16 protein-coding genes are annotated in these 14,301 nt (G+C 54.9%); 9 read left to right on the plus strand and 7 right to left on the minus strand.

Annotated elements, in window-relative coordinates:
• The first annotated feature begins 7 nt into the window (after positions 1-7).
• Positions 8-652: a glutathione S-transferase family protein gene (locus BS29_RS13185; protein WP_229954101.1), complete on the plus strand. Its 645-nt coding sequence runs from the start codon at positions 8-10 to the stop codon at positions 650-652.
• Here BS29_RS13185 and rimO read toward each other — a convergent pair.
• Entirely contained in the window at positions 649-2,016 is a 1,368-nt protein-coding gene (gene rimO / locus BS29_RS13190) for a 30S ribosomal protein S12 methylthiotransferase RimO (RefSeq protein ID WP_229954102.1), read from the minus strand. The two genes, BS29_RS13185 and rimO, sit on opposite strands and share 4 nt — an antisense overlap.
• 22 nt (positions 2,017-2,038) lie before the next feature.
• Between rimO and BS29_RS13195 the strand changes: the two genes are divergently transcribed.
• Positions 2,039-2,584, plus strand: a complete 546-nt coding sequence (locus BS29_RS13195) for a hypothetical protein (protein ID WP_229954103.1) — start codon at positions 2,039-2,041, stop codon at positions 2,582-2,584.
• 37 nt (positions 2,585-2,621) lie between these two features.
• Positions 2,622-3,035 carry a DUF1761 domain-containing protein gene (locus BS29_RS13200; RefSeq protein ID WP_229954104.1) on the plus strand — a complete coding sequence of 138 codons (414 nt, stop codon included), beginning with the start codon at positions 2,622-2,624 and terminating at the stop codon, positions 3,033-3,035.
• A gap of 3 nt (positions 3,036-3,038) precedes the next feature.
• On the opposite strand, the gene BS29_RS13205 is transcribed toward BS29_RS13200, so the two are convergent.
• The 4 genes from BS29_RS13205 to BS29_RS13220 all read right to left on the minus strand — a co-directional run bounded on the left by BS29_RS13205 (position 3,039) and on the right by BS29_RS13220 (position 6,962).
• On the minus strand, positions 3,039-3,935 hold the full coding sequence (locus BS29_RS13205; RefSeq protein WP_229954105.1) for a phytanoyl-CoA dioxygenase family protein: 897 nt from the start codon (positions 3,933-3,935) through the stop codon (positions 3,039-3,041).
• Positions 3,936-3,994: 59 nt separating this feature from the next.
• The gene (locus BS29_RS13210) at positions 3,995-4,720 is read right to left on the minus strand and encodes an esterase/lipase family protein (protein WP_229954106.1); all 726 of its coding nucleotides are present in this window, start codon (positions 4,718-4,720) and stop codon (positions 3,995-3,997) included.
• 84 nt (positions 4,721-4,804) lie between these two features.
• Positions 4,805-5,869 carry a potassium channel family protein gene (locus BS29_RS13215; protein WP_229954107.1) on the minus strand — a complete coding sequence of 355 codons (1,065 nt, stop codon included), beginning with the start codon at positions 5,867-5,869 and terminating at the stop codon, positions 4,805-4,807.
• 7 nt (positions 5,870-5,876) lie between these two features.
• Positions 5,877-6,962, minus strand: coding sequence for a peptidoglycan DD-metalloendopeptidase family protein (locus BS29_RS13220; RefSeq protein ID WP_229954108.1), 1,086 nt, complete (start codon positions 6,960-6,962; stop codon positions 5,877-5,879).
• A 182-nt stretch (positions 6,963-7,144) separates the two neighbouring features.
• On the opposite strand from BS29_RS13220, the gene BS29_RS13225 reads away from it, so the two are divergent.
• A complete protein-coding gene (locus BS29_RS13225) occupies positions 7,145-7,918 on the plus strand; it encodes an SDR family oxidoreductase (protein ID WP_229954109.1) in 774 nt (257 codons plus the stop codon).
• 18 nt (positions 7,919-7,936) lie between these two features.
• Here the strand turns inward: BS29_RS13225 and surE are convergent, their stop codons facing one another.
• A complete protein-coding gene (gene surE, locus BS29_RS13230) occupies positions 7,937-8,704 on the minus strand; it encodes a 5'/3'-nucleotidase SurE (protein WP_229954110.1) in 768 nt (255 codons plus the stop codon).
• Positions 8,704-9,987, minus strand: coding sequence for a serine--tRNA ligase (serS, locus tag BS29_RS13235; RefSeq protein ID WP_229954111.1), 1,284 nt, complete (start codon positions 9,985-9,987; stop codon positions 8,704-8,706). The genes surE and serS overlap by 1 nt, the downstream gene beginning before the upstream one ends.
• Here serS and BS29_RS13240 point away from each other — a divergent pair.
• The 5 genes from BS29_RS13240 (at position 9,986) to BS29_RS13260 (ending at position 14,265) form a co-directional block, all read left to right on the plus strand.
• A complete protein-coding gene (locus BS29_RS13240) occupies positions 9,986-10,690 on the plus strand; it encodes a hypothetical protein (RefSeq protein WP_229954112.1) in 705 nt (234 codons plus the stop codon). The genes serS and BS29_RS13240 overlap by 2 nt on opposite strands.
• A 147-nt stretch (positions 10,691-10,837) precedes the next feature.
• Complete coding sequence (locus BS29_RS13245) at positions 10,838-11,227, plus strand: hypothetical protein (RefSeq protein WP_229954113.1); 390 nt, start codon at positions 10,838-10,840, stop codon at positions 11,225-11,227.
• A gap of 815 nt (positions 11,228-12,042) precedes the next feature.
• Complete coding sequence (gene dksA, locus BS29_RS13250; RefSeq protein ID WP_229954114.1) at positions 12,043-12,507, plus strand: RNA polymerase-binding protein DksA; 465 nt, start codon at positions 12,043-12,045, stop codon at positions 12,505-12,507.
• Between the two features lie 225 nt (positions 12,508-12,732).
• Positions 12,733-13,143, plus strand: coding sequence for a PilZ domain-containing protein (locus tag BS29_RS13255; protein WP_229954115.1), 411 nt, complete (start codon positions 12,733-12,735; stop codon positions 13,141-13,143).
• An 81-nt stretch (positions 13,144-13,224) separates the two neighbouring features.
• Positions 13,225-14,265, plus strand: coding sequence for a CaiB/BaiF CoA transferase family protein (locus BS29_RS13260; protein ID WP_229954116.1), 1,041 nt, complete (start codon positions 13,225-13,227; stop codon positions 14,263-14,265).
• The last annotated feature ends 36 nt before the right edge of the window (positions 14,266-14,301 follow it).

The following is a 14,301-nucleotide window of genomic DNA, read 5'->3' on the forward strand; positions in this document are numbered from 1 at the left end:
ACACTATATGACCGCCTCTGTCATCGTTCATGGCTATCACATCAGCGTTTATAACCGGATCGTGCAAATGACCCTTCGTCAGAAAGGTGTCGCTTACACATCTGTCGAGATTAACCCCTTCTCAGACGCCGTGCCGGACAGCTATCGAGAGATGCACCCTTTCGGGCGTGTGCCGGTATTGGTTCACGGAGAATTTCAAATCTACGAAACGGCTGCGATAGCGCGTTACATCGATCAGGCTTTTGATGGACCGCCTTTGGTTCCGCAAGAAGCCAGACCAGCAGCGCGGATGGCGCAAGTCATCTCGATTGTCGACAATTATGGCTATTGGCCAATGGTGCGCCAGGTCTGTTCCCATCGGGTTTTTCGGCCTTTGCAGGGTCAACCAGCCGATGAAGCAGAAATTGCAAAAGGCCTGAAAGCATCGCGGACAGTTTTGTCTGCACTGGATAGGATTGCCGGCGAAGGCCTGGTGCTTGATGCACAAACGATCACATTAGCCGACTGCCATTTGGCGCCGATGATTGGTTATTTTGTGCAAGCGGTTGAAGGAGAAGAGGAGCTCAAACGCCGTCAAGCGCTTGCGGATTGGTGGGCATGGGTCGCAGATCAGCAAAGCTTCAAAGATACCGCCCCACAATTGCCGTCTTAAGAGGCTGCAGGTACTCCGAACAGATCATGCGCGTCGGCGTCTTCGATTTCTGCATCGATAATATCTCCCACCGCAACATCCCCGCTCACATTGCGCAGGAATACATTACCATCGATTTCCGGCGCATCGGCCTGCGATCGTGCCGTTGCTCCGATGTCGCCATCCTCATCAGGCTCGCCGATTTCGTCAATGATGACGGGCAGCGTGCGGCCCACCTTGGCCTGCAGTCGCGCGGCACTGATCGCAGCGGTTTTTTCCATTAGGCGTTGGAAGCGGTCTTCCTTGACCTCCTCGGGTACAGCACCGTCTAGGCTATTGGCCGCCGCACCTTCAACCGGTTCAAAGCGAAAGCCGCCGACACGGTCGAGCTGCGCTTCTTCCAGCCAGTCGAGCAGATATTGGAAATCTTCTTCCGTCTCTCCCGGGAAGCCAACCACGAAGGTTGAACGGATCGTAAGGTCCGGGCAGATGTCGCGCCAGCTTTTGACCCGCTGAAGCACTTTGGCTTCATTTGCCGGCCGCTTCATGCGTTTCAGCACATTGGGCGCGGCATGCTGGAACGGTATGTCGAGATAGGGCGTGATCTTGCCCTCGGCCATTAGCGGGATGATCTTGTCGACATGCGGATAGGGATAGACATAGTGCAGCCGGGTCCAGACGCCGAGTTCGCCCAGCGCAACCGCCAGATCGGTCATATGGGCACGCACTTCGCGGCCCTGCCCGATCGGGCCGTTCCAGATTTGCGGCTTGTGGCGGATATCAACACCATAAGCCGAGGTGTCCTGACTGATGACCAGCAATTCCTTGGTGCCATTGGCGACGAGCTTTTCTGCTTCACGCAGGATCGCATCGGGTCGCCGGGATACCAGATCACCGCGCAAGGACGGGATGATACAGAAAGAGCAGCGATGGTTGCAGCCTTCGGAAATCTTCAAATAGCTGTAATGGCGCGGTGTCAGTTTCAGGCCGGCATCGGGGACCAGGTCAACAAACGCGCCGCGCGCCGCCGGGGCGGCCGCATGGACCGCCGTGACAACATCTTCATATTGATGCGCGCCGGTGACGGCCAAAACATCCGGGAAGCGTTCCATGATTGTGTCGGCTTCATTGCCCATGCAACCGGTGACGATCACCCGGCCATTTTCGGCCATCGCTTCACCAATAGCTTCGAGCGACTCTTCCTTCGCACTGTCGAGAAAGCCGCAGGTGTTGACCAGCACCACATCTGCGCCGGAATAATCCGGCGACATTTGATAGCCGTCGGAGCGCAGCTGCGTCAAAATGCGTTCGCTATCGACCAGCGCCTTGGGACAGCCAAGGGACACCATGCCGACTTTGGGCGGAGAAGTTATTGCGGTAGCCATATTCCAACGCCGCATAGTCCCATTGTGCGCGCTTGTCATCGATAATGTCCGTCTCTATTTCAATCACATGATCATCAGCATCACCAAAGGATCGGATCGCGACTGGATAAAGATCGAGCGGGAGGATGGTTCGGTTGTGGAAACCACATTCCCGAAAAAGGGAATAATTCCTCATGATGCCGTCCACTTTCATGTTGAACGGGAACTGGCGATGCGCGCTGGTTTCTGGGGCCATGTCGCTGGTGGAACCCACCCGGAGGATATCCAGCATATTGTCAAACAGGCGGGCCATGCCAGTTCCGTTCGCGCTGCCACGCCCGATGCCCATATCGTCGAGTTGCTGCAGGCCGAGCGGTTGGTGGAATGTTTTGAAGCGGACATGTGGAGCGAGCCCAGTGATTATCAGACGCTGCGAAACGTTTTTAGCGCTGCCTGCCAGTCGTCTCACATAGATCCGCCAGAGCTGTCTGATGACCAGATCGACACAATCCGCTCATCGATCAGTGCTTTTGCCAAGCAGTGGATAGCCGCCGAAATCGGGGAAACTTTCCAACTCCACTGGAGTTGATGTATATCGATCTAACCAAAAATTTTCTGGGAGGGGAATGATGAATATTTTCGATGTAAATTGGATCGCTGTTGTTGTTGCAGCGCTCGCGGGCTTTCTGGTCGGAGGCATCTGGTACGGACCGATCATGGGCAAGAAATGGATGGGCGCGGTAGGCCTGACCGAGGAAGAAATTCAGGGCGGCAATATGGGCGCCATCTATGGCGGAGCCTTTGCTTTCAGCCTGGTTGCCTCATGGACTTTGGCGCATACTTTCGCGAGCTATGGCACAGATTTCTCTTTTACCATTAAAGTGCTGACTGCCTTTGGTGTCGCACTGGGTTTCATTGTTCCAGCCATCGGCACCAACTATCTGTTCTCACAGAAGAGCAAGACCCTGTTCTTCATTGATGCCGGCTATTGGCTGCTTTTTTACACGGCCATGGGCGTGGTGCACGCCTGGCTGGGATAGGCCTTAGACCGTTTCGCTGGAGCGCCGACTGACGCTTTCGTATAGATCGTCACCGTCGCTCCAGTCGGTCACTTTGCCTGAGAAAAGAAACTCCGGTGGCACCACTTCGGGGCTTTCACCCGGACCGGTCGGCGGCGTGTAATAGCCGAGCGCATAGCTGCCCATGCAATAGCCGAGCAGGTCCCGCAGTGCCGGATCGAAATCCTTGGCAATGTGCGGCGGGCACGACAGATACTGGTTCTCCTCTTGCCGCAACCAGCCAAGCGCATAGGTGATGTTCAGCCCCATTCGGTCATGATCGGCCTCATTGGCACCGCCGCTATGAATGACCGACCCGGAATAGACCAAAACAGAACCGGCTTTCATCTCTGCATATTGGATTTCATCCGGTTTGGCCTCCCGCCCCGCTTCCCAGTTGTTCGAACAGGGAACGACCTGTGTCGCGCCATTTTCCTGTGTGAAATCGGTAACCGCCCAGATCGTATTAAATTGCGGCTCAATACTGTCCTGCAGAAAGCCGCCCCAGGCCAGCCGGTCGCGGTGGAGCGGTTGTTTAACCTGTCCCGGCTGGATACGGATCAGCTGCGTCAAGTGAAGCTGCACCCGCTCGCAAAAGGGTTTCAGAAAGGCATTGGCACCGCCCAAAATCAAATCATCCATGACAAGATCGCGGCATGCTTCGGACCGCGCAACCAGCGCACCAGTGCGCGTCGTCTTGCGTCCGGTGAAATCATCCCGGCCGGGCTCGGTCGCCTCGACATAGGGCATGATTTCGGATTTCAGTCTTTCCAAGGCCGCGGCGTCAAGGACATCTTCGACAATCGCGGCGCCATCATCGCGTAAAGCCTGCGCCAGCCGTTCCGGATCACTGGCGGCGGATAGGTGTTGTAATTGCGGCATATTTTCTCTCCTGCTCAGGAGGATATGCTGAATTTTGTCCGGTTACAAGGTGCAGGCGGTCACGCCCGTCCTGCCAGCGTGTCAGCGATAATCCGCCATACTTTGGGATTGAAACCAAGCCCCAGATGCCCGCCATCGACTCTGATGTTGCGGGCTTGCGGATTGTAGATATCCTTGGCGATATCCGGTCCGACAATGCCATCGCGATTGGAATAGAGCACCGTCAATGGCTGGCTGAAACCAATACTATTGCGCGCATGCACCTCTTTTTCGAAGTTATCCAGATTGATCTGAGCCGATTTCGCATAGCGTTGACCCGGCGTTGTATATTTCGGCCCGCCAATAATCGGCGTTCCCATTGTGATGACTTCACGGACCAGATCGGGGGACAGCCGGGCGACTTCCCGCGCGATTATCCCGCCCAGTGACCAGCCGATTAGCGTCAATGGCTGCCGGTCATTGCTGTTATATTGGGCTTCCGCAACAGCGGTAAAACGCTCGACATCGCGATCAACCGAGCCCTGGTTCCTGCCCAGTCCCCAATCAGAGACTTCATAGTCCAGTCCTGTCAAAAAGGCTTTCAGCGGTCCCATCGACAATTCGCTGCCGCCATAGCCGGGGATCAGGAAGATCGGACGTCCGTCACCCTTGGGCGCCGTTACAACCCGCGGCCATTGCAAGCCAAAGCGGACAAAATCGAGTGGCAGCGCCAGTTCGCTAAATTGCGCCAGCCGGTTCGGCGGACGCAGGCCGCTTGGCATCGGTATCGCATTGGCCTCGCTCATGGCACTTCTCCTGCAGAAAAACGGCTATCTTGCAGATGTCATAGCAGGTTTGTTCGCAGGTGCAACATAGGCCGCTCCGCCCGCTTACGCATCTTCCTCAGCAGGACGGTTACCAGAGCCGTTGCCGGGCATGATCTCCACGATAATATCGCCGGCTTCCAGTTTTTTGGCTTCTTCTTCCCAAAATCCGTACATATTATTCTCACGATAGATACGGACGCCCAGCCCCTCTTTGACAATATCTTTCATCGCCATGCCGACTTCGTTGTCTTCAACCGGGCGCTGGACCAGTTTGACTCGTCCGGTCGCCGACGCCAGATCGCTGAGATAGTCGGATATCTTGGCACCTTCGCAGCTTCCTGCCAGCAACAGTCCGGCGAAGCTGACGGGATTGATCACAGTGGTCGCTCCCGCCTGCCGCGCCAGCAATTCATTATCCGCCGCACGCACCGACACGCTGATCGGCAGATGATAGGCAAGATGACGCGCGGTCAGTACAATCAGGATGCTGGTATCATCGCGCCCGGCCGAGACAATCATTGATCGTGCCCGCGATATCTTCACGTTCATTAGCGTTACGTCGCGCGTAGCATCGCCATTGATCACGGCGCAGCCAAGCTTCTCCGCCTGTGCCAGTGCCTCGTCAAACGGATCGACAACCACAATTTCTTCCGGATTGGTCCCACGTGCAATCAGTTCCTGTACGGCTTCTTTCCCGCTGGTGCCAAAGCCGGCAATCACAATATGATCGTGCAAATTATTCTGAATGATTTTCATGCGCCAATTGTCCAAGGTTCTTTTGAATACGAAATTATAGGCCGTGCCGACGAAGATAAGCACAACAAAGATACGAATGGGAGTCACAACCAATGCGTCGAACATCCGCGCCCGCTCTGTTACAGGGGCGATATCCCCGTAACCGGTGGTCGTTATCGATATCATCGTGAAATAGACGACATCAAGAAAACTGACATGGCCGTCATAGCTGTCCTGCAAGCCATTGCGGTCAAACCAGTGGACAGCGACAGCCGTACCGATCAGTCCCAATACAAACAACACCCGCCAGGCAATATCCAGCCAGACCGGCAGGCTTGAACGGCGGCGCAGCGTCAAATAATCGGAAATATTTCGGGAATAGCGCCTGGACATAGAAGGATCAGGTCCGCTTAGGCAGATGGGAGACGGGGTTTACCGGTTTTCGATCTTTACGAATTTCAAAATGCAATTGCGGTTCCTGTACATAGCCGCTGTCTCCAGCCAAACCGATGATATCACCCGCTTTGATCTTTTGTCCACGCGTAACATTGAGTTTGTCCGCATGACCATAGGCAGTGACCCAGCCATCCCCGTGATTGAGCAGGATCAAACCGCCGAAAACATAGATTTCATCGCCGCTATAGGCGACCACGCCATCGGCGGCCGCGCGAATAGGGGTGCCCTTGGCTACCGCGATATTCAACCCGTCATTGACCTTGCCGCCGCCTTTACTGCCGAAGCTGGAGAGCAATTTGCCCTCGACGGGCCAATTGAACCGGCTGTCAAATGCCGCTGGCACAGCAATCACAGCAGGTGTTTTTAAGGCCGGTGTTTTTGGCGCGATGGCCTTGCGCCATTCGGATGGCTCCTCTGCAGCGGCCTTGTCGGCCAGCGCGGGCTGGCTACCGGTCACAATATCATCGATATCGAGTTCAAAAGAGGCTGCGCGCTGCTCGATGCTCATCGTCTGCGGATCGACAGGGGCCTCTACAGGCAGTAATAATTTCTGACCGACCCGCAGGATAAACGGTTCTTCCAATCCGTTAAGCGCCACGACTTCGCGCCACGGAACGCCATAAGCACGGGCAATGGCAATACCGGTCTCCCCGCCATTGACCCAGTGATAGCGTCCGCCGGTAATCTTCAGTCGCTGGCCAGGTTGAATGACATAGGGCGCGGCAAGGCCGTTTTGTTCCGCGATAATCTGTGAACTGGCGCCTGTTTTATTGGCGATCCCGCGCAAACTATCTCCAGGTTTCACAATATAGATGCTGTCGGCAATGGTCATTGCATTGGGCGTCACGCTTTGCGCAGTCCAGGTCGGCGGTGGCGCCTGTTCAGGGCTCTGGCCAAAAATCGATGCATCCGTTTCCAGCCTAGGCGCCGCTTGCTCCGCGGCAGTACGCCCCGGCCAACCATCATCGCGCCCCGGCGGGATGCAGGCGGACACCGCAAAAACCAGAATAAGGAATAGAATTTTACGCATAACTGCCCCGTTCACTCATTCTCACCCCAATGAGAAAAGCTTTTCTAGCAGCAATTGCGATGGTTGCCAGCCCTGCTTGCAAGAGCCGTCAAAGGCGCCGCGGAATATAAGGAATTTTTGGCCTGGCAAGATGGCAATTAACAGCACTATACATCGACGTTCTGTTCGGCCAATGTCCGTTTATGAAACTACATCTCGACAATAAGACCGTCCTTGTTACCGCGGGAAGCAAAGGGATTGGATTGGCAACCGCTTTAGGTTTTCACAAATGCGGTGCCAAGGTCGCCATTTGTGGGCGATCGCAGGATAGTCTGGATGCCGCCGCCGCGCAGATGACGGGCTGTTTGGCGCTGACCGGAGATGTTTCCAAATCAGAAGATATTGATCGGGTTATTCAGGCCGTTACGGAAGAATTTGGCGGTATCGATATATTGGTGAACAATGCAGGCGGCCCGCCTCCGGGCCTGTTTGAAGACTTGGCCGATGAGGATTGGGATCAAGCCATAGAACTGACCCTAAAGTCCGTCATCCGCGCGACACGTCTGGTCCTGCCGCATATGCGTTCCCAGAAATGGGGCCGGATCATCAATATTTCGTCGTCCGGAGTGAAGCAGCCGGTGCCTGGCCTAACCTTGTCCAACAGCATCAGAATGGCCGTGCTGGGCTGGGCCAAGACGCTTGCCAATCAAGTGGCGGGCGACAACATATTGGTGAACACGGTTTGCCCCGGATTTACCAATACCGACCGGGTCACCCAAATTCTGGAACAACAATCGGCGGCGTCGGGCAAGAGTACGGATGAGATTGCAGCGGGCATTGCTGCACAGATTCCGATGCAACGGATTGGCGAGCCACATGAGATCGCCAATCTCGCAGTTTTTCTGGGATCAGAAGCAGCGAGCTATATTACCGGAACAGCTATTCAGGTTGATGGCGGATCCGTCCAAGGCTTTTAGGGCCAACGGGTCGCTCGGTCAGTCGCCGTATAAACCGTTGAGCGTATCCATCGACTCATAGTGGGTGAGATCGAGATGTAGCGGCGTAATCGAGACATAGCCGTCTTCGATGGCTTCCAGATCGGTGCTGTGCGCAGGCGTTTCTACCATAGGACCGAGGCCGAACCAGTGATATTCAAAACCGCGCGGGTCCCGGTTGCTGACGATTTGCAGGCGGCCATAATCGCGAATGCCCTGCGACACCACGCGAATGCCTTTGACCTCACTGGCGGGCAATGCGGGAAAGTTGATATTGACCAAAGTTCGGTGATCCATGCTCTGCTTGATCAACGGCCTCAACACCCGTTCTCCCCATTGCAGTGCCGCTTCAAATGGCACTTCGTCGCCCATTTCGCCGCGCGCATAGGCCTGGCTCAATGCGATGGACGGGATACCGGCCAAAGCGCCTTCCATCGCCGCAGATACTGTGCCCGAATAGGTCACATCTTCGCCCAGATTTGCCCCACGATTGACGCCGGAGAGGATCAGATCAGGCGGCCCGTCTTTCATGATTTTCGCAACCGCCATCATCACGCTGTCGGTGGGTGTGCCATCAACCGAATATTGTTGATCGCCGCGTTTGCGAATGCGCAAGGGGCGGGTGAGCGTGAGCGAATGGCCCGCGCCGCTATTCTCGTCCGAAGGCGCGACAATCCAGATATCGTTGGAAAAATGCTGCGCAATGTCGAGCAAGACTTTCATGCCCGGGGCGTCAAATCCATCGTCATTGGTCAGCAATATGCGCATCAGCTTACAGGCTCCAGTTTTTCGATACCGCCCATATAGGGCTTTAACGCGTCCGGAATTATGACACTACCATCTTGCTGCTGAAAATTTTCAACAACCGCGACCAAAGTCCGGCCAACCGCAAGGCCAGAGCCATTGAGCGTATGGACAAATTGCGTGCCCTTGGTCTCACCTTCTGCGCGGAAACGGGCGTTCATCCGCCGCGCCTGATATTCGCCGCAGGTCGAGACACTTGAAATCTCGCGATAGGTGTCCTGCCCCGGCAACCAGACTTCCAGATCATAGGTCTTGCGCGCCGTTGCCCCCATATCACCGGTGCACAGCAGCATTTTGCGATAGGGCAGTTCCAGCGCCTTGAGGATCGATTCGGCCGCTTCGGTCATCCTCTCATGCTCGGCATCGCTGTGATCGGGATGAACAATCGCCACCATCTCGACTTTCTCAAACTGGTGTTGCCGGATCAGGCCTTTGGTATCCTTGCCAGCCGAGCCTGCCTCGCTGCGGAAACACGGAGTCAGCGCAGTCAATCGGATCGGCAGCTGTGTCTCGTTCAAAATCTGTCCGCGCACGCTGTTGGTCAGGCTGACTTCTGCGGTCGGGATCAGCCAGCGCCCATCAGTCGTTTGAAACGAATCTTCTGAGAATTTTGGCAGCTGGCCGGTACCGAACATCGCCTCATCACGCACCAGCACTGGTGGCGCGCATTCCTGAAAGCCGTTTTCCATGGTCTGTTGATCGAGCATATATTGCCCGATCGCGCGCTGCAGTCGGGCCATTTGTCCGCGCAGAAATGCAAAGCGTGCGCCGGACATCTCCGCCGCCGTTTCAAAGTCCACGCCCAGCGGCACGCCGATATCGCTATGTTCGCGCGGCTCAAAGTTAAATTTACGCGGCGTGCCCCAACGGTCTACCTCGACATTATCGTCCTCATCCGCACCTTCAGGCACATCGGCCGCAGGTATATTGGGAAGCCCAGCCAGAACATCCCGTAATTTACCAGCAACCTCGCGCGCCTGATCCTCCAAAGCGGGCAAGCTCGCCTTCAGTTCCGAAACCTCAGCCATCAGAGCCTGTGCGGTTTCCTCGTCGCCCTGCCCCTTGGCTTTGCCAATCGCTTTGGACGCCTCATTACGCCGCGCCTGGCCTTCCTGCAGCTTCGTCGAAAGGCTGCGATTCTCTTCATCCAACGCCAAAATGGTCGCCGCCACCGGTTCAACACCCCGGCGCGCCAAAGCGGCATCGAAATCGGCCGCGTTTTCTCTGATAGTTTTTAGATCATGCATGGCCAAAGCCTATGCCGAGACACGCGCTCTGGTTCAAGTGCCGAGCATGGCCTACACCATAAAAAAGCGGCCGGATCGCTCCAGCCGCTTCTTGAAATTACTATGTCAGCTAGCTGCTCAGGCAGCGGTCGCTTTCTTAGCTTTGCGGCTGCGCGCAAATAACGCGGCTGCCGCTGCACCGAAGAGTAGGACCACGGGTGGAGCCGGAACCGGGGTACCGCCGGTTGAACCACCTGTTGATCCACCACTACTCGAACTCGAACTCGAACTTGAGCTAGAGCTGGAACTGCTCGAAGAACTTGAGCTCGACGTGCTGCCACCAAAGCTTGATGACGTGCTGCTGGCACCCGAAGATGTCGAGCTTGAGCTGGATGATCCGCTGCTACCCGAAGAACCCGAGCTGCCGTTGGAACCGCCGCCACTGCTCGAACTGGATGAGCTTGAACTGCTGGAGGAGCTCGAGCTGGAACTGCTTGAGGAACCGCCAGATGATCCACTGCTACCGGACGAACCAGAACTGCCGGATGAACCGGAACCGCCCGAAGAGCCCGTGCTGCCGGTTGAACCGCCGCTGCTCGAGGAACTGGAGCTGCTGGAACTGCTCGAAGACGAGCTTGAGCTGCCTGAAGAGCCGCTGCTACCCGAAGACCCTGAACTGCCGGATGATCCAGTGCTGCCGCTGCTTGTGGACGTACCAGGGTGACCACTTGAAGTCATTCCACTTGAAGTCATACCGCTGGAACCACTGCCACCTGAGCTGGATGAGCTGCTCGACGACGAACTGGAAGAGCTACTGGAAGATGAGCTTGAACTGCTCGATGAACTGGTAGAGCTCACACCACCAGTGGATGTGCTGACACCGCCGGTCGATGTGCTCACCCCGCCTGTTGAAGTACTCACTCCACCAGTAGAGGTGCTAACACCTCCTGTTGATGTACTGACACCACCAGTAGAAGTGCTGACACCTCCTGTTGAGGTACTAACTCCACCAGTACTCGAACTTACATTGCCAGAACTCGTATTACTGTTATCTATGTTAATCACAACACCGCCGGAACTGCTTCCACCCCCATTACCTGGGTCTCCCGGATCAGCAGGATCACCGGGTTCAAATCCACCACCCGTTGATGTGCTGGTCGATCCGCCGCTGCTGGTCGACGAGATGACCACGGAGCCACCGCTAGAACCGCCGCCGCCAAAGAAACCGCCGAAGAAGCCGCCGCCAAATCCGCCACCGTAACCGCCACTACCGCCAATCACGACAGGTACAGAGCCACCGCCACTTTCGAGAACAGGAACCTCTGGCAGGGGAGCAGGAACATAGGGTGGCGGCAGGGGCACTGGCTGTGGTGCCTGAGTGATTGTAACAACACTTGGTGCACAGGCCGTCACCGTTTTGACGGTGCGCCGAATGCGCTTAACCTTACGCGCCGACTGCCCCCTTTTCAGAACACGAGCGCGAGCTTTCTTTTTCTTGTCGACCTTTTTGACATAAGGCGCTGCAGGTGCTTCTGACACGTGCACAGCACCACCACCAATTAATGCACCGCCGCATGTGCAAGCGCATAGTTTTGCTAAAGCCATTTTTACCGACATAATATCCACTCTCTTCCGCTTGGAAAAGCAATATGCGGACCGCCAAGAATAAGCTGACCGCTGTTTTGCCTTTCAACACGAATCAAAAAATGCAGAAGACAGCGGCAATCACAATTCTGTTAACCTTGTTTCGGGCGGAAAAATCGAAAAATCCTTATCAATATCTCGCCAAGCACGGTTAATGTCCCGAATTGACACCCTTTATCGAGAGCATCTTGCCCATCTGGACGAAAACCATTGAAAATCTTGACTTTTGGCTATGCTCGCGATTCGCCAAAACGGCTGATTTAGGCGGCCAACCCCACGTTTCCGCCGTTAGCCCAGGCATCAGCAAAACAATTTGCTCAATAGCGACATATTGCATCTTGTCTAAGACGAACGCCAAGTTTATAGGCCCGCTTTATGGCCAGTCCTTTGCCAACCCATATCGGGTTGGAGGGCAGATGTTGGAGAGTATATTTGGCGTCCTCAGCGAAAAATTCATCCGGTTCAAAGAGCGGCTCAAACGGCGAAATCGTGCTGGAAGAAGGCTATAAGCCCAGTGCGGATGAAGAATTTATGAATGAGCGGCAACTCGCTTATTTCAAAAATGCGCTGGAACATTGGAAATTGGACATTATTGAAGAATCCAAAGAAACTTTGGCACATTTGCAGGATGGACCGATCCAAGAGGCTGATCTAAACGATCGCGCATCGAGTGAAACCGATTGGGGCCTTGAATTGCGCACCCGGGATCGGCAACGGAAGCTGACTTCTAAGATAGATGCGGCTCTGCGCCGTATCGAAGAAGGCGAATATGGTTACTGCCAGGTTACCGGCGAGCCAATTTCACTCGAACGCCTGGAAGCACGTCCCATCGCAACGATGAGCGTTGAGGCGCAAGAAGCGCATGAACGCAACGAGAAAATCTCCCGCGATCAATAGCTTGACCTTACAGGCTCAATAAACCGAACACTGAAAGCATCTATTTTCTGTTAGGTTGCCTTGCCTTAACAGGCTCATGCTAGTCGATTCCTAAGCGTGAGTTATCGCGCCATCATGACACATCTTTGATGCATAATCTCTCCTCGGAATTAACCAATTTTCCATCTTTATCCGGCAATTATCGAGTCCAAGACACGTTGTTTTACATGAACCTGCGGGAAGCAAATGAAAGAACCTTTTGACAATAACTTGGGGAAAAATGCCCAGACCAGCGGCCTGCCCAAGCGTGAGCTTGATCGTGATAGCCTGTTTCTGAGAGCGGTTCTGCGCTTTGTCGATGGCGATGATTGCGGCGAAGTACGAATTCGTAATTTGTCCGCTGGCGGTTTGATGGCTGAAGCGCCCGTCATTGCTAAACGTGGTGACAAAGTGGAATTGGAACTGCGCAATATCGGCCGCGTAACTGGCTATGTTGCATGGGTTGCACAAGGCCGTCTCGGCATTGCTTTCGATCATCCGATTGATCCTAAACTCGCTCGCAAACCCGTTGGTCAGTCGAAAATGGAGTTGCCGCGTTATTTGAAGCAGCACAATAGTAAGCACCAGCCATTGGGACACGGCCAGCGCCCCCGCTAAGATTCCTAGCATAAATCTGCTTGATTAGAATCCACCCCCTGCATAGGACCGTTTAATCATCTGATTAAACAGGAGCGGGATATGGCCGGACCACTGGCAGGAATTAATATTGTAGAATTTGCAGGCATTGGTCCTGGGCCTTTTTGCGGTATGATGCTCGCGGACCAAGGAGCCACTGTCACCGTGTTGCACCGCCCCGGTGGCGCTCCAGATAGCCGTCTCGCCCTCTCGCGCTCACGCAATCTCGTAGAAGTGGATTTGAAAAGCGAAGCTGGTATCCAGCAGGCACGTGACCTCGTCAAACAATCTGATGGCCTGATCGAGGGCTTTCGTCCCGGTGTGATGGAGCGACTGGGCCTTGGGCCAGATGTGCTTTTGCAAGATAATCCCAAACTCGTTTACGGCCGGATGACGGGATGGGGCCAATACGGACCGCTGGCTCATGCAGCTGGGCATGACATAAATTACATTTCAATCTCTGGCGCGTTGCATGCCTTTGGCCGTGCTGGTGACAAACCAACGCCGCCGATAAACATGGTCGGAGATTTTGGCGGCGGCGGCATGATGCTGGCACTAGGGATGGTATCGGCTTTGTTGCACGCAAAAACGGGTGGTGTTGGCCAGGTGGTCGACTGCGCCATGACCGATGGCTCGGCCGCGCTTATGGCGATGATTTTCGATTTCCACAATATCGGTCAATGGCGCGACGAAAGAGGCGTCAATCTGCTCGATACCGGCGCGCATTTCTATGACAGTTATGAAACAGCTGATGGCAAATATATCTCCCTGGGATCGATTGAGCCGCAATTTTATGCGCAATTGCGCCAAGTCGCAGGATTGGAAGAGGATAAAGATTTCGATCTTCAGATGAATCCCCAAGCATGGGCCCCGCTCAAGGAAAAACTGACCGCTCTGTTCCTAACAAAATCGCGAGATGAATGGTGCGCGTTGATGGAAGGCACAGATATTTGCTTTGCCCCTGTATTGTCACTGGCGGAAGCAAAACAACATCCTCACAATGTAGAGCGGGAAACATTTGTCGATGTCGGCGGGCATATGCAGCCTGCCCCTGCTCCACGCTATTCCGTTACAGTGTCAGACAAGCCGAAGCCGCCGAGCTGAACCACCAACTAACCGTAGATGCCGATTGGGCAATCG

The sequence above is a fragment of the Parasphingorhabdus litoris DSM 22379 genome, assembly GCF_020906275.1.
Taxonomy (GTDB): Bacteria; Pseudomonadota; Alphaproteobacteria; order Sphingomonadales; family Sphingomonadaceae; genus Parasphingorhabdus; species Parasphingorhabdus litoris.

Bases quoted from the DNA above. Each gene is read 5' to 3' on its own strand.
- BS29_RS13185 (WP_229954101.1), top strand. From the start codon at position 8: ATGACCGCCTCTGTCATCGTTCATGGCTATCACATCAGCGTTTATAAC.
- rimO (WP_229954102.1), bottom strand. From the start codon at position 2,016: ATGGCTACCGCAATAACTTCTCCGCCCAAAGTCGGCATGGTGTCCCTT.
- BS29_RS13200 (WP_229954104.1), top strand. From the start codon at position 2,622: ATGATGAATATTTTCGATGTAAATTGGATCGCTGTTGTTGTTGCAGCG.
- BS29_RS13205 (WP_229954105.1), bottom strand. From the start codon at position 3,935: ATGCCGCAATTACAACACCTATCCGCCGCCAGTGATCCGGAACGGCTG.
- BS29_RS13210 (WP_229954106.1), bottom strand. From the start codon at position 4,720: ATGAGCGAGGCCAATGCGATACCGATGCCAAGCGGCCTGCGTCCGCCG.
- BS29_RS13215 (WP_229954107.1), bottom strand. From the start codon at position 5,869: ATGTCCAGGCGCTATTCCCGAAATATTTCCGATTATTTGACGCTGCGC.
- BS29_RS13220 (WP_229954108.1), bottom strand. From the start codon at position 6,962: ATGCGTAAAATTCTATTCCTTATTCTGGTTTTTGCGGTGTCCGCCTGC.
- BS29_RS13225 (WP_229954109.1), top strand. From the start codon at position 7,145: ATGAAACTACATCTCGACAATAAGACCGTCCTTGTTACCGCGGGAAGC.
- surE (WP_229954110.1), bottom strand. From the start codon at position 8,704: ATGCGCATATTGCTGACCAATGACGATGGATTTGACGCCCCGGGCATG.
- BS29_RS13240 (WP_229954112.1), top strand. From the start codon at position 9,986: ATGGCCAAAGCCTATGCCGAGACACGCGCTCTGGTTCAAGTGCCGAGC.
- serS (WP_229954111.1), bottom strand. From the start codon at position 9,987: ATGCATGATCTAAAAACTATCAGAGAAAACGCGGCCGATTTCGATGCC.
- BS29_RS13255 (WP_229954115.1), top strand. From the start codon at position 12,733: ATGAAAGAACCTTTTGACAATAACTTGGGGAAAAATGCCCAGACCAGC.
- BS29_RS13260 (WP_229954116.1), top strand. From the start codon at position 13,225: ATGGCCGGACCACTGGCAGGAATTAATATTGTAGAATTTGCAGGCATT.